This window comes from Pseudomonas purpurea, from assembly GCF_039908635.1.
Lineage (GTDB): Bacteria > Pseudomonadota > Gammaproteobacteria > Pseudomonadales > Pseudomonadaceae > Aquipseudomonas > Aquipseudomonas purpurea.
Genome location: NZ_CP150918.1, coordinates 4,212,150 through 4,235,408, shown reverse-complemented (window position 1 = coordinate 4,235,408; position 23,259 = coordinate 4,212,150). Strand labels below are relative to the sequence as shown.

The following is a 23,259-nucleotide window of genomic DNA, read 5'->3' as shown; positions in this document are numbered from 1 at the left end:
AGGTATCGCGTTTAACATGCACGCCGTCTATCGCACCGTATTCTATTGCGGTCACCTGTGTCTCAGTAGCTCAATTGGATAGAGCATCCCCCTCCTAAGGGGAAGGTTGGCAGTTCGAACCTGCCCTGGGACACCATATTTTTCAAGACCTCCAGCAGCTTCTTATTTCTCCGCTTAACTCTCATGGGTGCAGGGTGGGTGCAGTAGGAATGCTTCAGGCAACAAAAAGCCCCGCTTGGGTTATACCTAGTGGGGCTTTTTTATGCGGGCCGAGAATGCGACGGGGTTGCCGTGTGTAAGATGTCCTCCGTGTTCGAGGGCGATTCCGAGAGGGGTAGGTGCATCCGCGCGGGTTGCTGAAAGTAAGCCCCTGTTACTGCTTCAACTGCCAGGCTGTTGAGCTGGCCGCCGCCTTGAACTTGGCGCGATTTTCCGGAGTGGCGGGTGGTTCGGAGTCACCAAAAATCGCCTTGAGCCAGTGCCCGTCAGTAGGGTTCGGGAAGATGATGAACTTGCGGCCGAATTGCTCCTTATCTTCAGTCATCAGGCTATTGCGCTGCTTGACGTCAGCGACGTAGTACTTTCGCTTGAAGTCGTTGAGGTTGTCACCCAGCATCACGACCACGTCATAATTTTTGGCGATTTCTGTTTGTCGTGGTTCTTTGTTAGAGCTGTCACGATAAACCGTCAGGTGCTTTTCATCAGCAAAAGGCAGTTTGTTTTTGCGCAGATTCGCCAAGGCGTACTCATAGGTCTTTTCGCCTTGATCACGACTGGTGACGTAGAAAACGTCTACCCCCTTCGATTGTGCGTAACTCAGAAAATCCAACGCTCCTGGCGTGGCGACAGGGCCATTCTCGGCAACCCATTTGTCCCAGGCATCGTCGTCGAAGAACTCTTTCCCCGAATTGATCATGTAGCCCCAGTAGCTATTGCTACTCAAAACGGTGTCATCGACATCGCTGATGATAGCTAAAGGGAGATCGCCATCTTTGTGGGCTTGGAGCGCTCGATCCAACTGCATTCTCGCCATGTTGAAGCCTTGATAGTAAAGCGCTTCGAACTCGGCTGCTGTTTGCTTCCAGGCGACGGCGGAGGTCAAAAGATTGGATGGAGGGACGGCGGCGACCTGTTCGGCAAAGGTTGGTGCCCCTTGAAGCATCAGAAGCGGGAAGAGCAAGGGGGTGATCAAGGTTTTAGTTATTTTTATTTTCACAGTTGAGCCCTTAAAGCGAGGATTGAGCAGCTTCAACAAACACTGCCAGGGTGTTCTATATCACCCTGCGCTTGCGCTCAATGCAGGTGTCGCGTTTTTAGATCAATGAGGCGTAATTTTCGCCTTATGCTCTGGAATCTAGAAGGGGTAGATGCCAGCTCCGCTCCTGGATTGAAGTATTGAGCTGTCGCTCCACCCAGCACTCAGGTTTGAGCGCGTTAGGATCTGGCGCCCGCTTTCAGTCGAGGGTGTAAAAGTGCATTCATTGGTGAAGGCTGCGATGACGTCCTCAGACGTCATAGAAAGAGGGCTCGGTCCGGCTTGAAACTCAATCGTGTGCTTGTCGAGCCAGTTGCCGGATTCCCAAGAAAAGAATCGAGCCGCCGCAAAGCCGATCGATTGCTTTCTTTCCCCGTTTATATAAAGCAGCGACCTTGGGTTGCGAAAGGGCGATTGCGACCACGCCATACCAGGTCATCGAAACCACAACTGTAACTGCCCGCGTGAACAAGAACGTGCCCTGTGAAACGTGGGTGGGAGCTGCCGCTGAAAAACAGCAGCATATAAAGCTATGGGCTCAGGGGTGGTGATGTTGGTCACGACCCCTTGAGCGAATGACGGCCAGAAAGTTTCTGGCGACACTATTACTACTGGGTACAAGTGGGTTCTTCTCGGCTTTGACCAGCAATCGGCATCCAAACCAGATCAAATAGACCACTCCCATGACCTTCACGGTCAGCGCGGCCCTGGGGACCATCGATCATGTGCGTTCCTTTATGCGCGCCGGTAGGGGGTATCGTTCTTGGCGCCGACAGCTGTTTCCTGGTGCTCTGATAGAAAAGCGTAATTAACCCTTGACGGCAGATTCTGGAAGTCTATAATTCGCCCCACTTCCGGCGCAGTCGAAACGGAAAACTCCTTGGTAAATAAAGAGTTACGCAGTTTTCGGCAGCGGGTTGCTTCAGTTCATCGAAGCCTGGAAGGAGTTGAAAGAGCGGTGTAGTTTGGCTCTTTTAACGGTTCGGTCTTCTCGATCGAAAGCGGAGAAAAAGAGGGGTTGACAACAGCGAGTAACGCTGTAGAATTCGCCTCCCGCTGACGAGAGATCGGAAGCGCAAGTGGTTGAAGTTGTTGAAGAATTCTTCGAAAGCTTCTGAAAATAATCACTTGACAGCAACAGAGGCTGCTGTAGAATGCGCGCCTCGGTTGAGACGAAAGGTCTTAACCAACCGCTCTTTAACAACTGAATCAAGCAATTCGTGTGGGTGCTTGTGCAGTCAGACTGATAGTCAACAAGATTATCAGCGTCACAAGTTACTCCGCGAGAAATCAAAGATGTAACCAACGATTGCTGAGCCAAGTTTAGGGTTTCTTAAAAACCCAAAGATGTTTGAACTGAAGAGTTTGATCATGGCTCAGATTGAACGCTGGCGGCAGGCCTAACACATGCAAGTCGAGCGGCAGCACGGGTACTTGTACCTGGTGGCGAGCGGCGGACGGGTGAGTAATGCCTAGGAATCTGCCTGGTAGTGGGGGATAACGCTCGGAAACGGACGCTAATACCGCATACGTCCTACGGGAGAAAGCAGGGGACCTTCGGGCCTTGCGCTATCAGATGAGCCTAGGTCGGATTAGCTAGTTGGTGAGGTAATGGCTCACCAAGGCGACGATCCGTAACTGGTCTGAGAGGATGATCAGTCACACTGGAACTGAGACACGGTCCAGACTCCTACGGGAGGCAGCAGTGGGGAATATTGGACAATGGGCGAAAGCCTGATCCAGCCATGCCGCGTGTGTGAAGAAGGTCTTCGGATTGTAAAGCACTTTAAGTTGGGAGGAAGGGCAGTTACCTAATACGTAATTGTTTTGACGTTACCGACAGAATAAGCACCGGCTAACTCTGTGCCAGCAGCCGCGGTAATACAGAGGGTGCAAGCGTTAATCGGAATTACTGGGCGTAAAGCGCGCGTAGGTGGTTCGTTAAGTTGGATGTGAAATCCCCGGGCTCAACCTGGGAACTGCATTCAAAACTGTCGAGCTAGAGTATGGTAGAGGGTGGTGGAATTTCCTGTGTAGCGGTGAAATGCGTAGATATAGGAAGGAACACCAGTGGCGAAGGCGACCACCTGGACTGATACTGACACTGAGGTGCGAAAGCGTGGGGAGCAAACAGGATTAGATACCCTGGTAGTCCACGCCGTAAACGATGTCAACTAGCCGTTGGGAGCCTTGAGCTCTTAGTGGCGCAGCTAACGCATTAAGTTGACCGCCTGGGGAGTACGGCCGCAAGGTTAAAACTCAAATGAATTGACGGGGGCCCGCACAAGCGGTGGAGCATGTGGTTTAATTCGAAGCAACGCGAAGAACCTTACCAGGCCTTGACATCCAATGAACTTTCCAGAGATGGATTGGTGCCTTCGGGAACATTGAGACAGGTGCTGCATGGCTGTCGTCAGCTCGTGTCGTGAGATGTTGGGTTAAGTCCCGTAACGAGCGCAACCCTTGTCCTTAGTTACCAGCACGTTATGGTGGGCACTCTAAGGAGACTGCCGGTGACAAACCGGAGGAAGGTGGGGATGACGTCAAGTCATCATGGCCCTTACGGCCTGGGCTACACACGTGCTACAATGGTCGGTACAGAGGGTTGCCAAGCCGCGAGGTGGAGCTAATCCCATAAAACCGATCGTAGTCCGGATCGCAGTCTGCAACTCGACTGCGTGAAGTCGGAATCGCTAGTAATCGCGAATCAGAATGTCGCGGTGAATACGTTCCCGGGCCTTGTACACACCGCCCGTCACACCATGGGAGTGGGTTGCACCAGAAGTAGCTAGTCTAACCTTCGGGAGGACGGTTACCACGGTGTGATTCATGACTGGGGTGAAGTCGTAACAAGGTAGCCGTAGGGGAACCTGCGGCTGGATCACCTCCTTAATCGACGACATCAGCTGCTGCATAAGCTCCCACACGAATTGCTTGATTCATTGAAGAAGACGATAGAAGCAGCCTGTATCGGTTTGTAGCTGAGTTGGTTAGAGCGTACCCCATGCTTTGTGGTAAGGAGCAGGGTGAGGTCGGCCTTAGTAGCTCGAAATTGGGTCTGTAGCTCAGTTGGTTAGAGCGCACCCCTGATAAGGGTGAGGTCGGCAGTTCGAATCTGCCCAGACCCACCAATTTTGTGTGGGAAACGCCTGTAGAAATACGGGGCCATAGCTCAGCTGGGAGAGCGCCTGCCTTGCACGCAGGAGGTCAACGGTTCGATCCCGTTTGGCTCCACCACTTACTGCTGTTTCTGCGTTAGAGCTTAGAAATGAGCATTTCCTTCGGATGAAGGTTAAATGTTGATTTCTAGTCTTTGATTAGATCGTTCTTTAAAAATTTGGGTATGTGATAGAAAGATAGACTGGACGTTACTTTCACTGGTAACGGATCAGGCTAAGGTAAAATTTGTGAGTTGCTCTTGATTAAGAGAGCATGCGAATTTTCGGCGAATGTCGTCTTCATAGTATAACCAGATTGCTTGGGGTTATATGGTCAAGTGAAGAAGCGCATACGGTGGATGCCTTGGCAGTCAGAGGCGATGAAAGACGTGGTAGCCTGCGAAAAGCTTCGGGGAGTCGGCAAACAGACTTTGATCCGGAGATGTCTGAATGGGGGAACCCAGCCATCATAAGATGGTTATCTTAAGCTGAATACATAGGCTTAAGAGGCGAACCAGGGGAACTGAAACATCTAAGTACCCTGAGGAAAAGAAATCAACCGAGATTCCCTTAGTAGTGGCGAGCGAACGGGGACTAGCCCTTAAGTGGCTTTGAGATTAGCGGAACGCTCTGGAAAGTGCGGCCATAGTGGGTGATAGCCCTGTACGCGAAAATCTCTTAGTCATGAAATCGAGTAGGACGGAGCACGAGAAACTTTGTCTGAATATGGGGGGACCATCCTCCAAGGCTAAATACTACTGACTGACCGATAGTGAACTAGTACCGTGAGGGAAAGGCGAAAAGAACCCCGGAGAGGGGAGTGAAATAGATCCTGAAACCGTATGCGTACAAGCAGTGGGAGCCCACTTTGTTGGGTGACTGCGTACCTTTTGTATAATGGGTCAGCGACTTATTTTCAGTGGCGAGCTTAACCGAATAGGGGAGGCGTAGCGAAAGCGAGTCTTAATAGGGCGTCTAGTCGCTGGGAATAGACCCGAAACCGGGCGATCTATCCATGGGCAGGTTGAAGGTTGGGTAACACTAACTGGAGGACCGAACCGACTACCGTTGAAAAGTTAGCGGATGACCTGTGGATCGGAGTGAAAGGCTAATCAAGCTCGGAGATAGCTGGTTCTCCTCGAAAGCTATTTAGGTAGCGCCTCATGTATCACTGTAGGGGGTAGAGCACTGTTTCGGCTAGGGGGTCATCCCGACTTACCAAACCGATGCAAACTCCGAATACCTACAAGTGCCGAGCATGGGAGACACACGGCGGGTGCTAACGTCCGTCGTGAAAAGGGAAACAACCCAGACCGTCAGCTAAGGTCCCAAAGTTATGGTTAAGTGGGAAACGATGTGGGAAGGCTTAGACAGCTAGGAGGTTGGCTTAGAAGCAGCCACCCTTTAAAGAAAGCGTAATAGCTCACTAGTCGAGTCGGCCTGCGCGGAAGATGTAACGGGGCTCAAACCATACACCGAAGCTACGGGTATCACTTAGGTGATGCGGTAGAGGAGCGTTCTGTAAGCCTGTGAAGGTGAGTTGAGAAGCTTGCTGGAGGTATCAGAAGTGCGAATGCTGACATGAGTAACGACAATGGGTGTGAAAAACACCCACGCCGAAAGACCAAGGTTTCCTGCGCAACGTTAATCGACGCAGGGTTAGTCGGTCCCTAAGGCGAGGCTGAAAAGCGTAGTCGATGGAAAACAGGTTAATATTCCTGTACTTCTGGTTATTGCGATGGAGGGACGGAGAAGGCTAGGCCAGCTTGGCGTTGGTTGTCCAAGTTTAAGGTGGTAGGCTGGAATCTTAGGTAAATCCGGGATTCTAAGGCCGAGAGCTGATGACGAGTTACCCTTTGGGTGACGAAGTGGTTGATGCCATGCTTCCAAGAAAAGCTTCTAAGCTTCAGGTAACCAGGAACCGTACCCCAAACCGACACAGGTGGTTGGGTAGAGAATACCAAGGCGCTTGAGAGAACTCGGGTGAAGGAACTAGGCAAAATGGCACCGTAACTTCGGGAGAAGGTGCGCCGGTGAGGGTGAAGGACTTGCTCCGTAAGCTCATGCCGGTCGAAGATACCAGGCCGCTGCGACTGTTTATTAAAAACACAGCACTCTGCAAACACGAAAGTGGACGTATAGGGTGTGACGCCTGCCCGGTGCCGGAAGGTTAATTGATGGGGTTAGCTAACGCGAAGCTCTTGATCGAAGCCCCGGTAAACGGCGGCCGTAACTATAACGGTCCTAAGGTAGCGAAATTCCTTGTCGGGTAAGTTCCGACCTGCACGAATGGCGTAACGATGGCGGCGCTGTCTCCACCCGAGACTCAGTGAAATTGAAATCGCTGTGAAGATGCAGTGTATCCGCGGCTAGACGGAAAGACCCCGTGAACCTTTACTATAGCTTTGCACTGGACTTTGAATTTGCTTGTGTAGGATAGGTGGGAGGCTTTGAAGCGTGGACGCCAGTCTGCGTGGAGCCAACCTTGAAATACCACCCTGGCAACTTTGAGGTTCTAACTCAGGTCCGTTATCCGGATCGAGGACAGTGTATGGTGGGTAGTTTGACTGGGGCGGTCTCCTCCTAAAGAGTAACGGAGGAGTACGAAGGTGCGCTCAGACCGGTCGGAAATCGGTCGTAGAGTATAAAGGCAAAAGCGCGCTTGACTGCGAGACAGACACGTCGAGCAGGTACGAAAGTAGGTCTTAGTGATCCGGTGGTTCTGTATGGAAGGGCCATCGCTCAACGGATAAAAGGTACTCCGGGGATAACAGGCTGATACCGCCCAAGAGTTCATATCGACGGCGGTGTTTGGCACCTCGATGTCGGCTCATCACATCCTGGGGCTGAAGCCGGTCCCAAGGGTATGGCTGTTCGCCATTTAAAGTGGTACGCGAGCTGGGTTTAGAACGTCGTGAGACAGTTCGGTCCCTATCTGCCGTGGACGTTTGAGATTTGAGAGGGGCTGCTCCTAGTACGAGAGGACCGGAGTGGACGAACCTCTGGTGTTCCGGTTGTCACGCCAGTGGCATTGCCGGGTAGCTATGTTCGGAATAGATAACCGCTGAAAGCATCTAAGCGGGAAACTAGCCTCAAGATGAGATCTCACTGGAACCTTGAGTTCCCTGAAGGGCCGTCGAAGACTACGACGTTGATAGGTTGGGTGTGTAAGCGCTGTGAGGCGTTGAGCTAACCAATACTAATTGCCCGTGAGGCTTGACCATATAACACCCAAGCAATTTAGTGACTCGAGAGAGCGCCAGATTGCGGTGTGTGAAGACGAAACGAACCGAAAGTTTGCGATTCACAAAGCACCGAGATCTATCACATCCCCATTCGCTGGAGCGTGAACCGAAAGGCACACGAGCTGGCTACCGAATTTCTTGACGACCATAGAGCATTGGAACCACCTGATCCCATCCCGAACTCAGTAGTGAAACGATGCATCGCCGATGGTAGTGTGGGGTTTCCCCATGTGAGAGTAGGTCATCGTCAAGATTAAATTCCGAAACCCCTATCTGCGTATGCAGGTAGGGGTTTTGTTTTGCCTGCGATAAAGCCATCAGCGGAAATCAACCCTTGCCGGGTTTGACGATTGATCAGGTGCGCCAGCCATACAACAAGCCAGGCTTGTTGAAATGGATGGCGCCTACAGTGCCTGGTCCGCTGCTGAGCTGGTCTTTCTACTTATCGGAGGGTGTGTTCGGAGCTCTCCTACATGCCATCGTCCCCTTCGACTGTGCTCATGGAGGTGGTCACATCAGTCGCACTTCGTTGTCCATTGATCTGATAGCTGCGTTCGCCTGGATCGAACTCCGGTTTGCGAAGTACCAATTGAGCGCCAAGCCCATGTTCGGCGCTGTACCTTCCAAACCAACTCATCATCCTCCCTATGTAACACTGCTTGCCGATCATGACTGGCATATCTGCGACTATTTCGAAGCTGTAGTGTCCGGGCCTGAAACTGTAATACACACTGGGGTCTTCTGCTGTTGGCGGGATGGGGCATAGCGGGCGGCTCTGGTCGCCTATATCTTTCGCCTCGGTTTTGCTCACGTTGGTCAGCGCTTGAGTCAGTGCTTTATGTAGGGCGACGTCCAAGGTTTTGTTCGAACCGCTGGTTTCGTCTTTTTGAGTCCTGGGGATAGACAGCTGATAGCGGTAGTTAACCGTTACAGTGGGTGCTATGCCTATCTTCTTCAGAGGGTTCAGCAGGTAGAGGTGATCAACCCCGTAGTAGCTGTTGCGGTAGGCTGCATAAACACGGCCGCGAACTTTTATCCAGTTGACGGCTTGGTCCGCACCTCGATCATTGATAGAAAGCAGAGCGCTTTCAGAGCTCCACTCGGGATCGAAATCACGTCTTGTTCTGGCGAACGTTTCTCCGTTCCGTCGAAACGTTTCTATGAAAGTGAACAAGCCAGTGCCGCCTGAATAGGTCGCTACAACAAGGTCTCTTAATCCATCGCCGTCCAGGTCCATCAGGCTGTACGAGGTATTACCGAACTCGCCGGCACCCTCAACCTTGGACGCATTCAAGGCCTTCCATTCGTCCTTTGTGACACCTTTGGGGATGACTTTGGGGAAGTGTGCGTCGCTCAGGGCGTTCTCGTCATCGTTGACGTTTGAAAATGTAGTAACCCCTTTCTTTATAGAGAGTTCTTTCAGTGTGCGCTCTAGCGGGAACTCTGCATTGGCGTGGCGTTTTCTGTCGATGGTCTGTCGCAGGTCTTCTGATACTTGCTTGTCTAGTTCATCAGGTTGGTAGGTGAGGGCTTCTGTCCATAAGGGTTTCAATGCCTCTAGGCGCCCGTTGTAGCTAAGCGTGAGGCAGGACTTGTCCTCGGCACACTGATCGCGCTGTCTCATCCAGAGGCGCTGGGCTTCTCTCAATTCAGGATGTGCCTGGGGGTTGGCTTCTACCAGCCCTTGGTAAGCCCAGCCCATGTGTGTATCCAGTCGATACAGTTCGGTATCTGCGCAAATCGTCTTTTCAACAGAGGTGGTTGCTTTTGTACAGTCCATTCCCGATGCAAGTGCGTTCTGGATAGACAGCAGGGCGCAAGCGGACAGAATATGGCGTGCCTTGATGTGCACAGTAATAAATCCTTGTATTAATAACGTCAGTGCAGCGCCAGCATGTTTTGGTGGTTTCCGCTCAGGAAACGACGGCAGCGAAGCAAACACCCTGGGGTCAGGTAGACCGGCCAGTGCAGCGGGTCTTTCGCAAGAAACTGATACCCCCTATAGGGCCGCCTCAAGCGCGATTCTGATTGTGTCATGATCGACGCTAAAGCGTGTCCAGGATCCACTGGCTGCTCTTTCGATCATTTTCCTTGTCTATCCGGCATGACATCTGCGCGTTAGTTCTCGCTATGGGGCTCGGAAACGGCTCGCTACCAATCCGCGGCATCGCAAAATCTGCTTTTATGTCAGTAAATTAGGTAATTGCATGCTCGCTCCCTATAAGGGAAAGCTGCAAGTGGCCGATAACTCGATGAGCCCTAAGCGTGCGGCAGGCAACAGTGATCGCAGGTTTGTGAAATATTGCTTGATAGCCTATGGCTGCTAGCTATCATCTGCGCGCCGAAACGGGCAGCGAAGTTGAGCTCGTCCTTGTATTTGCCTTTGGGTTCATCTTCTTACTTGCCTGGAATCTTCGATGCTGGCGTACCACCAAAAAAGCTTTTTGATCGTCGATGATTTCTCGGATTTCCGTAGTTCGGTCAGGTCGATGTTGCGCGAGCTGGGCGTCAAGGATGTAGACACGGCCGACACCGGCGAGGTGGCGCTGCGCATGTGCGCGCAGAAGCGCTACGACTTCATCCTGCAGGACTTTCACCTGGGCGACGGCAAGAAGAATGGCCAGCAGGTGCTTGAAGACCTGATGGTCGACAAGCTGATCAGTCACGAAAGTGTGTTTGTCATGGTCACGGCCGAGACCAGTCAGGCCATGGTGCTCAGTGCCCTGGAGCATGAGCCGGATGCTTACCTGACCAAGCCTTTCAATCGCTCCGGCCTGGCTCAACGGTTGGAGCGACTGGTGCAGCGCAAGACGTTGCTTAAGCCGATCCTGCAAGCCCTTGATCGTGGCAAGCCTGCCGAGGTGTTGGCAGCCTGCGTTGCGCTTTGCAAGCAGGACCCGCGTTATGCGCCATTGTGTCAGCGCTTTCGGGCTGATGCGCTGCGCGACCTTAATCAGCACGAGGCGCTTGAGCGCTTTCTCAATACCATTCTGGCTGAACGGCCGTTGCCTTGGGCTTACGCAGGTCTGGGGCGCTCGCTGATCAAGCGGGGGCAGGTGACGCAGGCCAAGAATGTGTATGAGGCCGGGTTGAAGGCGTTCCCGATGATGCCGGCGCTGTACGACGGGATGGCGGACGTGCTGATCGCCCAGGGTGACCCCAAGCGTGCGCAGAGTGTTCTGGAAGAGGCCGTCCGGTTGTCGCCCCTGGCTGTTCGCCGCCAGTCGTTGCTCGGCAAACTGGCCTTGGCCAACGAAGATTTCGAGAGTGCCTCCAAGGCTTATCGTCAGGCAGTGGCTCAAGGCGCGCAGTCGCGTTTCAAGGACCCGGAGAGCAATCTCGGCCTGGCCCAGGCGCTGATCAGCAAGGGCAGCGAAAAGGGTCTGGATACCCGGACCCGACTCGAGATCAACCAGACGCTCAGCCTGGTGGCCAAGGAAAACATCAATGACCCTGGCCTGCAGATCCGTGCGCGGTTGATGAAGGCCACCAGCCTGCTGCTCAACGATGCCGAAACCGCCGAAAAACTGACTGAACAAGCCATGGCCAGGCTCGATGGCATGGAGCAGTTCATGAGTGCCGAAGCGGCGCTGCTGGTTGCCAAGCAATTGCAGATGCTGGGGCAGGCTGACGCCGGTGCGTCGATGCTGAAGAACTGTGCAGAGATCTACGGTGACGATCCGGCGGTGATGCAGGGCATCGCCAAGTTGACTGACGACCCGAATATCCTCAACTCCGGTAACGCCGCCGCCGACCTTAACCGTCAGGGCGTGCGCAGCTACAAGGCGGGCACGTTGAGCGAGGCGCGGGAGTTGTTCCGGCGCGCGCTGGCCATGCAGCCAAAGAACATCAGTATTGCCTTGAACATGGCGCAGTCGTTGTTGCACGGCGCCGATGCCGGCCTCGATGGGGCGTTGCTGGAAGAATGTCAGGCCGCGTTGAAAATGGTCGGTCTGATGCCTGACAGCGACCCGCGTTTTGCGCGTTACCAGAAGCTGAAAATCAAGGCGTTCGCGAATGAGTGACGGTCAAAAGGGGCTCGACTTTTCGACGGTGATTGCCTCCACCGTGCACGACATGAAAAATTCCCTGGCCTTGCTCATGCAAACCCATGGGCAATGGCTTTCGCGTTTGCCTGACGGGCAGCGGCAAACCCCTGAGCAGCGTGTGATCGAATACGAGTTCGCGCACCTCAATGGCATGCTGGTGCAACTGCTCGGGCTGTATAAGTTGGGCGTCAACCAATTGCCCTTGCAGCCTGATTACCATGAGCTGGATGACTTTATCGAAGCGCAGTTGGCCGTTCACCGGGACGTGTTCGCCAATCGTGGTATCCGCGCGACCTACGAGGTGGACGACTTCAGTCCCCTTGGCTTCTTTGACCGAGGGTTGGTCGACTCGGTGTTGGCCAACATCATCAACAACGCCTTGCGGTACACGCGGGGTGCGCTGCAGGTCAGTGCGCGCGAGGAGGCCGGGCAGTTGGTGCTGTGCATCAACGACGACGGCGAGGGTTACCCGGCGCAAATGATCGAGCGTCAGGCTGATTATGTGCAAGGCATCAATCAGCACAGTGGCAGTACCGGGCTGGGTCTGTATTTCGCTGCACGTATTGCCGAGCTGCATCAGCGCAACGGTGTGCATGGCCGCATCGAAATCAGTAACGGCGGCCCTTTGGGCGGCGGGCTGTTCTCTCTTTACCTGCCTTGAGCTTGTCGCCAGGCGACTCGTTCAATGAGTCGCCTGCTTCCCCCATGACTCTGAATAAGCGTTTGCACAGTGGCGCGCTGCAGGGTTAATGCCTTGCTGTGCGGCTTTTTGCGTGTCTGTGCTTGAAATCCTGAACGGGTGATGCGTATTTTGTACGGGTCGCCGTTCGCGGCTGTATAACAACAAGGATTGAGTCATGACGACCGATGGCCAGAGTTCACTCGCACAGCGATTGACCGGCATTGATGAGATTGAGTGTGTCACTCCGGACCTTAACGGCGTGCCTCGCGGCAAAGTGATGACGGCTGAGGGTTTCCTCGAGGGGCGGCGGTTGCAGATGGCGCGTGGTGTGCTGCTGCAATGCATCATGGGGGGTTATCCGCCTGCCAGGTTTTACGGCAGCGACGACGGCGATCTGGCGTTGGTGGCCGATCCGCAGCACATTCACCCTTTACCCTGGAGCAAACAGCCCAGAGCCTTGGCGATCTGTGACGCCGACGAGTTGAGCGGCGAAAGCTCCGGGCTCTCGACCCGAGGTCAATTGAAGGCGGTGATTGCGCGGTACGCGGCCCGAGGCCCTGGCGCCAGTGGTGGCAACCGAGTTGGAGTTTTTCGTGTTCGCGCCCAACACCGACCCGACCCAGCCGTTTCAGCCGCCGGTGGGCCTGGACGGCCGACGCGAGGCGGGTTATTCGGCGTTCAGTGTCAGTTCCAACAACGGCTTGCGGCCGTTTTTCAGTGAGGTCTACGCGTGCATGGCGGCGCTGGGCTTGCCCCGCGATACCTTCATGCACGAAATGGGCATCAGTCAGTTCGAAATCAATCTGCTGCATGGCGATCCGCTGTTGCTGGCTGACCAGACCTTCCTCTTCAAGCACTTGCTCAAGGAAGTCGCTCTCAAGCATGGGTTGACCGTGGTGTGCATGGCCAAGCCGTTGGCGCATACGCCGGGCAGTTCGATGCATATTCATCAGAGCATTGTCGAGATCGGCAGTGGGCAGAACGTGTTCAGTGACGCGGCGGGTGAGCCGACGCCGACCTTCTTCCATTTCATTGGCGGTCAGCAGGCCTGCATGGCGGATTTCACTGCGTTGTTTGCGCCGAACGTGAATTCCTATCAGCGCTTGTGCCATCCTTATGCGTCGCCGAACAATGCCTGTTGGTCTCACGACAATCGGGCAGCGGGTTTGCGGATTCCGGCCAGTTCGCCCGTGGCGCGGCGGGTCGAGAACCGCTTGCCGGGTGCCGATGCCAACCCTTATCTGGCGATTGCGGCCAGCCTGGCAGCGGGGCTTTACGGGATTGAAAACGAGCTTGAGCCGGGTGCGGCGATTCAAGGCGAGTTTGAAGTACCGGACAGCTTGTCGTTGCCGTGTACCTTGCATGCCGCTCTTGAGCGTCTCAAGCGTAGCCAGTTGGCCAGGGAACTGTTCGGCAAGGAGTTCATCGAAGGCTACATCGCTTCGAAAACCATGGAGTTGACCAGTTTCTTTGACGAAATAACTCCCTGGGAGCGGCGTGTTTTAGCGGCCCAGGCATAACTGACCCGTCGCCATCGGGCTATCGTTGTCGGTAGCCCGGTACTCACTGCAAGGAGCCGCTCGGAACGCCGATGCGCCAAATCTGGAAATCCTTTCGAGCATTGTATTTCGCCTCGCTGATGATGTTGATCGGCTCGGGCCTTTTGAGTACTTACCTGGCGTTGCGCCTGGCGGCAGACCATGTCGATAGTCTGTGGGTCGGTGCATTGATGGCCGCCAACTATTTCGGTCTGGTGTTGGGCGGAAAGATCGGTCACCGACTGATCGCCCGGGTCGGCCACATTCGTGCTTATGCGGCGTGTGCCGGGATTGTCGGGGCGGCCGTGTTGGGTCATGGCCTGGTCGATTGGCTGCCAGCCTGGCTGGTGCTGCGGGTGATCGTAGGCCTGGGGATGATGTGCCAGTACATGGTCATCGAGAGCTGGCTGAACGAGCAGGCCGAGGCCAAGCAACGCGGCCTGGTGTTCAGCGGCTACATGATCGCTTCCTACCTGGGGTTGGTGCTGGGGCAGTTGATTCTGGTCATGCACCCCTCCCTGGGGCTCGAACTGCTGATGCTGGTCGCGCTGTGTTTTGCACTGTGCCTGGTGCCAGTGGCGCTGACCCGACGGATTCACCCGGCGCCTTTGCACCCGGCACCGATGGAGCCGCGCTTCTTCATCAAGCGTGTGCCGCAGTCGCTGAGTACGGTGCTCGGGGCCGGGTTGATTGTCGGTTCCTTTTACGGTTTGGCGCCGTTGTATGCGTCTCAGCAAGGGCTGAGCACCGAGCAGGTCGGCTTGTTCATGGGTAGCTGCATCTTTGCCGGGTTGGTGGTGCAGTGGCCGCTGGGCTGGTTATCGGACCGCTATGATCGCGCACTGCTGATTCGCTGCTTTGCGTTTTCCCTGGCAGTGGCGGCATTGCCGTTGGCGATTCTGCCGCAGGTGCCGCTGGAGGTGCTGTTCGTTGCCGGGTTCCTGTGTTCGCTGGTGCAGTTCTGCCTCTATCCGTTGGCGGTGGCCTTCTCCAACGACCATGTGGAGGGCGACCGTCGGGTCTCGCTGACCGCGATGTTGTTGGTGACTTACGGCGTGGGGGCGAGCATCGGACCGTTGGCGGCGGGGGTGCTGATGAAGTTGTTTGGCAGCCAGATGCTTTACGCGTTTTTCAGCTTCTTTGCGTTGGTGCTGGTCTGGCGCATCCGGCCGAAGGCCGTGACCAATCTGCATCAGGTCGACGATGCGCCACTGCACCATGTGGCCATGCCGGACAGCATGTCCAGCTCTCCACTGGTGGCCGCACTTGATCCGCGTGTCGACGAGCAGGTCGTGCACGATCAGATGCAGGGCCCCCTTAATTCTGATCCTGAGCTTGAGCCTGATCCGCCGGCGAATCCTGAAGAGCCGAAGCCTGAGCGCACGCAAAGCTTCACCGAGGCCAGGCCCTAGAACGAAAAACGGGCAATCCCCCAAAGGGATTGCCCGTTTTCATGTCTGGCTGCCGGTCAGAGATCGTCGTCTTTATCGAAGCGGCGTGCTTCGCGTTGTAGCTGATAGACGAAGCGTTCCACTTGCCGTTGCACCAGGCCGCTCATGTTGTGAAAGCGCACGCCAGCGAAGGTGGTGGAAATTTTTTCTTCGAAGTGCAGGTAACGCAGCTCGACCGGAGCGGTCATGCTGCCAAATGGCAGGGCTGCGATAAAGCGCTCATAGACCTGGCCCAGTTGCAGTCGATCCGAAATGTCGCCCTCGAAGCGCAGCTTGCAGCCCGTAGCCGAGATATCCAGCAGCTTGCCACTGATTGGGGCCTTGAGTTTTTCGCCACTGAGTTCGATGTTCACCAGTTGCGCCAGTTTCAAGGCTGCGCGGAAGGCATTGCGACGCTGGTGGTAGACCACTTCATCGGGCAGGGTGCCACGGTAGCAGCGGCCGCCGTTGGACTCGTCGATGGTCAGTGTTCCGGTGCATTCCCAGGCAATACGCACGCCATCATGAAAGCCTTCAACCCGGAAGGGTTCACCTGCAAGCAGGAAACGTTCACCGTCGCGAGGGATCATTTCGTCCAGGGCGAGCATGTTGCCGTCTCGGTCCACATCGACCAGGTAGCTTTGGAAGCGCTGGCTGCGCTCGTGGAAAGTGATGATCAGGGGATCATGGCTCTCTTGCAGCTGCCGCAGGTTGCCGGCGATTTCCAGAGGCGTGGTAAGCACCTTGGGTGGCTGCGGAGCATCTTCCGCGTTTAAGGCGTTGAACACGGTTTATCAATCTCCAGACAAAATACGACGACACGCAGAAGCCAGCATTTTGCCAGCATGTTTCGCGCCTTGATAGGGCGCGTTCATTGCGGATTTCAAGCCTGACTGAGCGGGCGCGGTTTCGCCATTTTGGCGGTTGAGCCGCGAGCATCATAAAGGGCAGGGGGTTCGCCGCCGGTGAGGATTTTCAGCTGGTTGGCGGTCGTGGCTTGCTGGACCTGGATCGAGCGGCCGTTGAGTTCGTTGGCGATCTTGCAGTCGGTCAGCAGCTGATTGAGTACATCGCTCTGGGACAGCAGTTCGTCGCCAATGCTGGAGTGCTCGGCCAGTTGTTCCAGGCCGGTGCGATCGGTGGGCAGGTTGAGACTCTGGAGAATCTCGCTGCGCTTGCGACCATGCTGCTCCAGCAGAATGATCAATGCCTGTTTTTGCGCCAGAATTTCTTCCAGCAGCGGCATGTCGCGACCATGCAGGGCGAGGGATTCGGTCTGCAACAACTCCAGCAAATGTTGAGCTGGAGCAAAGTCGTCGGTGATCAACTGCAGTAAATTAGTGTCGTGCATGGCTGGCCTTGGGTTTTAAGCGTCCAAAAGCCTGGCGCAGGCCTTTGCCTAGCGCTGGGCTTCGAAGTTGAGCAGTTTGCTGGCTACACGGTTGCTGTCGACTTTATAGCTGCCATCGGCAATCGCTGCTTTCAACTCTGCCACGCGGGCTTTGTCGACGGCAGGTTGATCGCGCAGCTTGTCAGTGACCTTCTGCAACTGTTGAGCCTCATTACTGAGGTGTACCGATTCCCCGCTTTTGACGGTACTGGCCTGTTCGGCCGGGGTATTCAGCGGCGCGGATTTGCCGGTCTCGGCGGTTTCCTTGTTGGCGCTGGTACGCGTACTACCGGTGAGTGTGCTGGGGGCGTTATGCAAACGGCTGAAATCGATGACCATGATGAAAACCTCTGGGTATTTGGACGCTTGCCATGTTTTCGGCCATACCCGGAAAAACTTTAGGCTCATTTATCAGTGAGCGTGCAGGCGTCAGCGGTTGCCCGGTATGCGCCACAGTTTAGGGAACAGTCGAGTGGCGCGCCACTTCTTCACCAACAAAGAGCCCTACATGGCCACTTCCACCTGGCCCGGTGCGATGACCTGGGCCTTGATCACACGCTGCGAGTTGAGGTTTTTCACTCGAATCTGTTCGCTCATCCCTCCATTGGACAGCGCTTCGCCAGGCATCCGCACGCTGAGTGTCCCGCTGCGGGCGGTGATGACGACCTGATCACCCTTGCGTATGACTTCTGCCTGTTCCAGATGGACCAGCGTAATGACCTGATCGGTGACCATTGGTCGGACAAGTTTTTGCCCGATGGCCTGATCGACAGAGGTCAGGTAGCCCTGGTTGATCAGGCTGATATCACGCTCACGCAATGCAACATCCTGGGGCTCGATGATGCCGGCGCGCTTGAGGGGGCGCGTGGTCGTGACAATCTCCCGAAACAGGCGGACTTGAGCGGGCACGAAGACTGTCCAGGGTGAGGCGCCGTCGCAACGAACCCTCACGGTTACCCGTCCCAATGGCCTGGCCGGACTCTCCAGGGTGGCTGTCAATTCCTTGTCGCAAAGTGGCATGCGCAGGCGCGGGTCGAGCTGGTTGACTTCGATTTCGTAGCGGCCCTCGGTTTGACTGGTGGCCAGATAGTCCTCTACGGTGAATTCAAGAAAGCCCTGAGTGACGCCGATAAGTAGATCAGGCAAGGTAACCGAGTCAGCAAGGGCAGGGCTGCCAGCGTTGAAAAGGCAGACGGCTGATACTGCGCACAGCCATTTGCGGCAGGTGGATGTCAGGCGTCGGGAAAATGTCGTTTTTGCGTTCATGACAGTTAAAAAGCAAGCCCCGTGCCGTTTAGCAATGAATGTGCGTCGGAACTTAGGTGTTGGTGTAGGAGTCTGGGCATGGCTGGTGTAATGGATTCGGTAAACCAGCGCACGCAACTGGTAGGGCAGAATCGCCTGGAGCTGTTGTTGTTCCGTCTCGACGGCCAGCAGCTTTACGGGATCAACGTGTTCAAGGTACGCGAGGTGCTGCAATGCCCCAAGCTGACCGTGATGCCCAAATCCAGTCCTGTCGTGTGCGGTGTGGCGAATATTCGTGGGGCGACCATTCCGATTCTCGATCTGGCGATGGCGACCGGGTCCGGCGGTTTGCAGGACCAAAGCAATCCCTTCGTGATCATCACGGAGTACAACACCAAGACTCAGGGTTTTCTGGTTCGGTCGGTCGAGCGCATCGTCAACATGAACTGGGAAGAGATCCATCCGCCGCCCAAGGGCACCGGACGCGATCACTACCTGACGGCTGTGACTCGAGTGGACAATCAGTTAGTCGAAATCATCGACGTTGAAAAGATACTGGCGGAAGTGGCGCCCACTTCGGAAGCGATTTCGGTCGGCGTAGTGGATGTCGAGACGCAGAACAAAGCGGTTTCCCTGCGGGTGCTGACGGTCGATGACTCGTCGGTGGCGCGCAAGCAGGTCACGCGTTGCCTGCAAACGGTGGGTGTGGATGTTGTTGCGTTGAACGACGGTCGGCAAGCGCTGGATTACCTGCGCAAGCTGGTCGACGAGGGCAAGAAGCCGGAAGAGGAATTCTTGATGATGATCTCCGACATCGAAATGCCCGAAATGGATGGTTACACCCTCACGGCCGAGATCCGCAACGACCCACGCATGCAAAAGCTCCATATCATCCTGCATACTTCGTTGTCGGGTGTGTTCAATCAGGCGATGGTGAAGAAGGTCGGTGCCGATGACTTCCTTGCCAAATTCCGTCCTGATGACCTGGCATCCCGGGTAGTCGCCCGGATCAAAGCAGCAGACAACAGCTAAAGGGCCTTTGCCCTTGGCGGTCAATACGATTTAAGAGGCGGCATCTTTGTCTACGGGTAATTTGGATTTCGAACAGTTCCGGGTGTTTCTGGAAAAAGCCTGTGGCATTTTGCTCGGTGAAAACAAGCAGTATCTGGTGTCGAGCCGTCTCAACAAACTGATGGAACAGCAAGGCATCAAATCGTTGGGTGAGTTGGTTCAGCGCATCCAGACCCAGCCGCGCAGTGGTTTGCGCGAGATGGTTGTGGACGCGATGACGACCAACGAAACCCTGTGGTTTCGTGATACCTATCCGTTTGAAGTGCTCAAGAACAAGGTGCTGCCCGAAGCGATCAAGGCCAGCCCTGGCCAGCGTTTGCGGATCTGGTCGGCGGCGTGTTCGTCGGGGCAGGAACCATATTCGCTGTCGATGTCGATCGACGAGTTCGAGCGCGTCAACATGGGTCAGCTGAAAATGGGTGTGCAGATCGTTGCCACCGATTTGTCCGGCACGATGTTGAACAACTGCAAGACCGGCGAGTACGACAGCCTGGCCATCGGTCGCGGTTTGTCGTCGGAGCGCTTGCAGCGTTACTTCGACCCGAAAGGGCCGGGGCGCTGGGCGGTGAAGGCGCCGATCAAGAGCCGCGTCGAGTTTCGCTCGTTCAACCTGCTGGACAGCTACGCCAGCCTGGGCAAGTTCGACATCGTGTTTTGCCGCAACGTGCTGATCTACTTCTCCGCCGAGGTGAAGAAAGACATCCTGATGCGCATCCACAGCACGCTCAAGCCGGGTGGCTATCTGTTCCTTGGTGCTTCCGAGGCGCTGAACGGTTTGCCGGATCACTACCAGATGGTGCAATGCAGCCCTGGGATCATCTATCAGGCGAAGTGATTCGCCGATAACGGGTGTTGCATGAAAACGGGAGTCCTCAGGGGCTCCCGTTTTTTTTGCCTGCAAGATCACCACGCTTTGGTAGGCGCCGAGCTGGCTCCAAGAGCTGTCATTGCCAGGGAGAGGCGGCAGAAAAGCGGCAGGCGACGGAAAACGGTTGCCGCTTTTCTGGCATTGCCGCGTTGCCGCTGCCCGCAAAGCCCCGGTTTATGGGGTTTTAAAAACTGGCACGCCACTTGCTATGTTCAGGTTACGAAAAATCAGGTCACCCGAAGGTTTCCGACATGAGCATCAGCTTCGATAAAGCGCTCGGTATCCATGAAAAGGCATTGGGCTTTCGCGCACAGCGCGCCGAAGTCCTGGCCAACAACATCACCAACGCCGACACCCCGAACTATAAGGCTCGGGATCTGGACTTCTCGGCTGTGCTGGCCGCACAGAACGACAAGCACAAGAACGGCACTATCGCTTTGAACATGACCAATAACCGTCATATCGAAGCGCAAGGCCTGGGCAATGGTGACGAGTCGTTGATGTATCGCACGCCGATGCAGCCGTCGATCGACCAGAACACCGTGGACGCCCAACTGGAACAGTCCAACTACGCGGAAAACGCAGTGGGCTTCCAGGCCAGCTTCACGCTGCTCAACAGCAAATTCAAAGGGCTGGTTTCAGCCCTGCGCGGGGAGTAATTCATGTCTCTATCCAGTGTTTTCAATATTGCCGGTAGTGGCATGAGTGCCCAGACCACTCGCTTGAACACCGTCGCCAGTAACATCGCCAACGCCGAGACCGTCTCTTCGAGCATCGATCAGACCTATCGCGCCCGTCACCCGGTGTTCGCCACCATGTTCCAGGGCGGCCAAAGCGGCGGCAGCAATTCGCTGTTCCAGAACCAGGACGCCGCCGGCCAGGGCGTGCAGGTGCTGGGCGTGGTCGAAGACCAGAGCAACCTTGAAGCGCGCTACGAGCCGAACCATCCGGCCGCCGACGCCAAGGGCTACGTCTACTACCCGAACGTCAACGTGGTCGAAGAAATGGCCGACATGATTTCCGCCAGTCGTTCTTTCCAGACGAACGCGGAAATGATGAACACCGCCAAAACCATGATGCAGAAGGTCCTGACCCTCGGTCAGTGATAAGGGGCGACTCAGATGAGTATTACCGATACCACCACCGCGCCGAGTCTCAAGGACATTCTGGCGGCTTCTTCGCAGAAGACGCCGGCCACCACCAGCGCTGACGGCCTGGCTGCGGCCACCAACAGCAAGACCGGTAGCAAGTCGCTGGGCAAGGACTCGTTCCTGCAACTGCTGGTGACCCAGCTGAAAAACCAGAACCCGCTCGATCCGCAGGACAACAGTGCATTCGTTGCACAGTTGGCGCAGTTCAGCAGCCTGGAAGGCATCACGACCCTGAACACCTCGGTGAACTCGATCTCCGGCTCGTTCAAGTCGTCGCAGGCCCTTGCAGGCCTCGTCGCTGGTTGGTCGCTCGGTGATTGCCCAGACCGACAAGGCCCAGGTCGATCCGAACAAGAGCCTCACCGGTTCGATCTCGGTGCCGAGCTCGGTGGCCAGCGTCACGGTGAAAATCACCGACAAGGACGGCAAGACCGTCAAGACCATCGATCTGGGCAGTCAGAAGGCCGGTTCCGCCAGTTTCGTCTGGGACGGTACCGATTCGGCCGGCGTCAAGGTTCAGCCGGGCACGTACACCTTCGCGGCGAACAGCAAGATCGATGACAAAAATACCTCGCTGGTGACCTACCTGCCGGCAACAGTCAATAGTGTGACGATGAGTCAGAACGGGGGGGAGATGATGCTCAACCTCGCAGGCCTGGGCCCTATTGCCCTGTCCAAAGTTCAAACCATTGGTATATAGAGCCGGCTAACGCGGCAACAAGGAGTGGATTATGTCTTTCAATATCGGCCTTAGCGGTCTCTATGCAGCCAACAAACAGCTGGACGTGACCGGCAACAACATCGCCAACGTCGCGACCACCGGTTTCAAATCGTCCCGCGCAGAATTCGAAGATGTTTACTCGGCGACCAAGCTGGGTACTGGCAGCAAGACCATTGGTAATGGTGTGCGCCTGGCCAACGTTTCCCAGCAGTTCACGCAGGGCGACGTCAACAACACCGGTAACGTACTGGACATGGGTATCCAGGGTTCGGGCTTCTTTGTGTTGAGCGACAACGGCTCGCTGACCTTCACCCGTGCCGGTACCTTCAAGGTCGACAAGGATGGCTTCATCACCAACAGTGCGGGCACCGCTCGCCTGCAAGGTTACGGTGTGGATGCCAGCGGCAAGATCATGAACGGTGTTCTCAGCGACCTGAAAATCGATCAGTCGAACCTGGCGCCGAAGACCACCAGCGCGATCTCGGCCAGCATCAACCTGAGCTCGACGGAGCCAGACATCGATCCGGTTGCCACGCCGTTCGATCCGAGCAAGCTCGCGACTTACACCGATATGTTCAGCACCCCGGTTTTTGACAGCCAGGGCAACGAGCACAGAATGGACCAGTATGTGGTCAAGACCGGTGCAAACAGCTGGCAGACCTACACGCTGGTTGATGGCCGTAACCCCAATGGTAGTGCTTATACGCCTGCGGTCGCTGCCATCCCGGGGCCTCCGGTCATTCCTGCGGTACCAAGCAACCAGGCACCGATGACAATGACCTTCGGTTCCGATGGCAAGCTGCTGGGGATCGCGCCTCCGGTGCCGGCAACTGGCTCCCCGTTCACTGTCGCCAACAACTCCATCGTCATGGGGCCAGGTGTCTGGACGCCGGGTACAGTCACCAACGGTGTCTGGAAGGCCAACGGCGCGGCAGGCAATGCCACGGGCGTGAGCAACGACCTGACCAAAACCACTCAGTTCAACACCGACACCAACCGTACGACCGCGACCCAGGACGGTTATGCCACTGGCCAGATCACCAACCTGACCATCGACGGCACCGGTACGCTGTTCGCCAACTTCAGCAACAGCAAATCCAAGGCGATCGGTCAGATCTCCCTGGCTAGCTTCACCAACGAGCAAGGCCTGCAACCGGCGGGCGGCACCAACTGGAAGCAAACCTACGATTCCGGTTTTGCGGCGTACGACACCCCGCAAACCGGCACCCTGGGTTCGATCAAGTCCAACTCCCTGGAAGACTCCAACGTCAACCTGACCAACGAGCTGGTCGACCTGATCAAGGGGCAGAGTAACTACCAGGCCAACGCCAAGACTATCTCCACTCAAAGCACCATCATGCAGACCATCATTCAGATGGCCTGATGTTGGCTGGCGGGTAGCGATACACAAAGAGCCCCTCGAAAGAGGGGTTTTTTGTGGCCGGGATTTAGGGCA

14 protein-coding genes, 3 tRNA genes, 3 rRNA genes and 2 pseudogenes are annotated in these 23,259 nt (G+C 55.7%); 16 read left to right on the top strand and 6 right to left on the bottom strand.

Annotation, left to right across the window (positions count from 1 at the left end):
* Positions 1–59 precede the first annotated feature (59 nt).
* A tRNA-Arg gene (locus tag AABM54_RS18985) sits at positions 60–136 on the top strand.
* A 237-nt stretch (positions 137–373) separates the two neighbouring features.
* Here the strand turns inward: AABM54_RS18985 and AABM54_RS18980 are convergent.
* Complete coding sequence (locus AABM54_RS18980) at positions 374–1,216, bottom strand: 5'-nucleotidase, lipoprotein e(P4) family (protein ID WP_347906258.1); 843 nt, start codon at positions 1,214–1,216, stop codon at positions 374–376.
* 1,392 nt (positions 1,217–2,608) lie between these two features.
* On the opposite strand from AABM54_RS18980, the gene AABM54_RS18975 reads away from it, so the two are divergent.
* The 5 genes from AABM54_RS18975 (at position 2,609) to rrf (ending at position 7,911) form a co-directional block, all read left to right on the top strand.
* A 16S ribosomal RNA gene (locus tag AABM54_RS18975) occupies positions 2,609–4,147 on the top strand.
* Between the two features lie 162 nt (positions 4,148–4,309).
* Positions 4,310–4,386: transfer RNA gene (locus tag AABM54_RS18970), tRNA-Ile, on the top strand.
* Between the two features lie 30 nt (positions 4,387–4,416).
* Positions 4,417–4,492: transfer RNA gene (locus AABM54_RS18965), tRNA-Ala, on the top strand.
* Between the two features lie 253 nt (positions 4,493–4,745).
* A 23S ribosomal RNA gene (locus AABM54_RS18960) occupies positions 4,746–7,637 on the top strand.
* A gap of 158 nt (positions 7,638–7,795) precedes the next feature.
* Positions 7,796–7,911: ribosomal RNA gene (rrf, locus tag AABM54_RS18955) — 5S ribosomal RNA — on the top strand.
* The 16S, 23S and 5S rRNA genes sit together here with 2 tRNA genes alongside, the layout of an rRNA operon.
* 216 nt (positions 7,912–8,127) lie before the next feature.
* Here rrf and AABM54_RS18950 read toward each other — a convergent pair.
* On the bottom strand, positions 8,128–9,600 hold the full coding sequence (locus tag AABM54_RS18950; RefSeq protein ID WP_347901529.1) for a lysozyme inhibitor LprI family protein: 1,473 nt from the start codon (positions 9,598–9,600) through the stop codon (positions 8,128–8,130).
* Positions 9,601–10,075: 475 nt separating this feature from the next.
* On the opposite strand from AABM54_RS18950, the gene AABM54_RS18945 reads away from it, so the two are divergent.
* The 4 genes and pseudogenes from AABM54_RS18945 to AABM54_RS18930 all read left to right on the top strand — a co-directional run bounded on the left by AABM54_RS18945 (position 10,076) and on the right by AABM54_RS18930 (position 15,339).
* Positions 10,076–11,683: a response regulator gene (locus AABM54_RS18945; protein ID WP_347901528.1), complete on the top strand. Its 1,608-nt coding sequence runs from the start codon at positions 10,076–10,078 to the stop codon at positions 11,681–11,683.
* Positions 11,676–12,368: a HAMP domain-containing sensor histidine kinase gene (locus AABM54_RS18940; protein ID WP_347901527.1), complete on the top strand. Its 693-nt coding sequence runs from the start codon at positions 11,676–11,678 to the stop codon at positions 12,366–12,368. Before AABM54_RS18945 ends, AABM54_RS18940 begins: the two co-directional genes overlap by 8 nt.
* Before the next feature lie 196 nt (positions 12,369–12,564).
* A pseudogene (locus tag AABM54_RS18935) lies at positions 12,565–13,909 on the top strand (glutamine synthetase family protein).
* A 71-nt stretch (positions 13,910–13,980) separates the two neighbouring features.
* A complete protein-coding gene (locus AABM54_RS18930; RefSeq protein WP_347901526.1) occupies positions 13,981–15,339 on the top strand; it encodes an MFS transporter in 1,359 nt (452 codons plus the stop codon).
* 56 nt (positions 15,340–15,395) lie between these two features.
* Here AABM54_RS18930 and AABM54_RS18925 read toward each other — a convergent pair whose 3' ends face one another.
* From AABM54_RS18925 to flgA, 4 genes are all read right to left on the bottom strand, one after another.
* The gene (locus AABM54_RS18925; protein WP_347901525.1) at positions 15,396–16,145 is read right to left on the bottom strand and encodes a flagellar regulator YcgR PilZN domain-containing protein; all 750 of its coding nucleotides are present in this window, start codon (positions 16,143–16,145) and stop codon (positions 15,396–15,398) included.
* A gap of 95 nt (positions 16,146–16,240) precedes the next feature.
* The gene (locus AABM54_RS18920) at positions 16,241–16,708 is read right to left on the bottom strand and encodes a flagellar protein FlgN (RefSeq protein ID WP_347901524.1); all 468 of its coding nucleotides are present in this window, start codon (positions 16,706–16,708) and stop codon (positions 16,241–16,243) included.
* 48 nt (positions 16,709–16,756) lie between these two features.
* A complete protein-coding gene (gene flgM / locus AABM54_RS18915; protein WP_347901523.1) occupies positions 16,757–17,086 on the bottom strand; it encodes a flagellar biosynthesis anti-sigma factor FlgM in 330 nt (109 codons plus the stop codon).
* 165 nt (positions 17,087–17,251) lie between these two features.
* Complete coding sequence (flgA, locus tag AABM54_RS18910; RefSeq protein WP_347906256.1) at positions 17,252–18,013, bottom strand: flagellar basal body P-ring formation chaperone FlgA; 762 nt, start codon at positions 18,011–18,013, stop codon at positions 17,252–17,254.
* A 78-nt stretch (positions 18,014–18,091) separates the two neighbouring features.
* Here flgA and AABM54_RS18905 point away from each other — a divergent pair, with 78 nt between their 5' ends.
* From AABM54_RS18905 to flgE, 6 genes and pseudogenes are all read left to right on the top strand, one after another.
* Positions 18,092–19,024: a chemotaxis protein CheV gene (locus AABM54_RS18905; protein ID WP_347901522.1), complete on the top strand. Its 933-nt coding sequence runs from the start codon at positions 18,092–18,094 to the stop codon at positions 19,022–19,024.
* Positions 19,025–19,070: 46 nt separating this feature from the next.
* Positions 19,071–19,898: a protein-glutamate O-methyltransferase CheR gene (cheR, locus tag AABM54_RS18900; RefSeq protein WP_347901521.1), complete on the top strand. Its 828-nt coding sequence runs from the start codon at positions 19,071–19,073 to the stop codon at positions 19,896–19,898.
* A 284-nt stretch (positions 19,899–20,182) separates the two neighbouring features.
* Positions 20,183–20,590, top strand: coding sequence for a flagellar basal body rod protein FlgB (flgB, locus tag AABM54_RS18895; protein ID WP_347901520.1), 408 nt, complete (start codon positions 20,183–20,185; stop codon positions 20,588–20,590).
* Between the two features lie 3 nt (positions 20,591–20,593).
* Positions 20,594–21,037 (top strand): flagellar basal body rod protein FlgC, encoded by a 444-nt coding sequence (gene flgC, locus AABM54_RS18890; RefSeq protein WP_054593596.1) that lies wholly within the window; start codon positions 20,594–20,596, stop codon positions 21,035–21,037.
* Positions 21,038–21,052: 15 nt separating this feature from the next.
* A pseudogene (flgD, locus tag AABM54_RS18885) lies at positions 21,053–21,782 on the top strand (flagellar hook assembly protein FlgD).
* A 31-nt stretch (positions 21,783–21,813) separates the two neighbouring features.
* Complete coding sequence (gene flgE / locus AABM54_RS18880) at positions 21,814–23,187, top strand: flagellar hook protein FlgE (protein ID WP_347901519.1); 1,374 nt, start codon at positions 21,814–21,816, stop codon at positions 23,185–23,187.
* Positions 23,188–23,259: the final 72 nt, after the last annotated feature.

Bases quoted from the DNA above. Each gene is read 5' to 3' on its own strand.
- flgM (WP_347901523.1), bottom strand. From the start codon at position 17,086: ATGGTCATCGATTTCAGCCGTTTGCATAACGCCCCCAGCACACTCACC.
- flgB (WP_347901520.1), top strand. From the start codon at position 20,183: ATGAGCATCAGCTTCGATAAAGCGCTCGGTATCCATGAAAAGGCATTG.
- flgE (WP_347901519.1), top strand. From the start codon at position 21,814: ATGTCTTTCAATATCGGCCTTAGCGGTCTCTATGCAGCCAACAAACAG.
- flgA (WP_347906256.1), bottom strand. From the start codon at position 18,013: ATGAACGCAAAAACGACATTTTCCCGACGCCTGACATCCACCTGCCGC.
- AABM54_RS18930 (WP_347901526.1), top strand. From the start codon at position 13,981: ATGCGCCAAATCTGGAAATCCTTTCGAGCATTGTATTTCGCCTCGCTG.
- AABM54_RS18905 (WP_347901522.1), top strand. From the start codon at position 18,092: ATGGCTGGTGTAATGGATTCGGTAAACCAGCGCACGCAACTGGTAGGG.
- AABM54_RS18920 (WP_347901524.1), bottom strand. From the start codon at position 16,708: ATGCACGACACTAATTTACTGCAGTTGATCACCGACGACTTTGCTCCA.
- AABM54_RS18940 (WP_347901527.1), top strand. From the start codon at position 11,676: ATGAGTGACGGTCAAAAGGGGCTCGACTTTTCGACGGTGATTGCCTCC.
- flgC (WP_054593596.1), top strand. From the start codon at position 20,594: ATGTCTCTATCCAGTGTTTTCAATATTGCCGGTAGTGGCATGAGTGCC.
- AABM54_RS18945 (WP_347901528.1), top strand. From the start codon at position 10,076: ATGCTGGCGTACCACCAAAAAAGCTTTTTGATCGTCGATGATTTCTCG.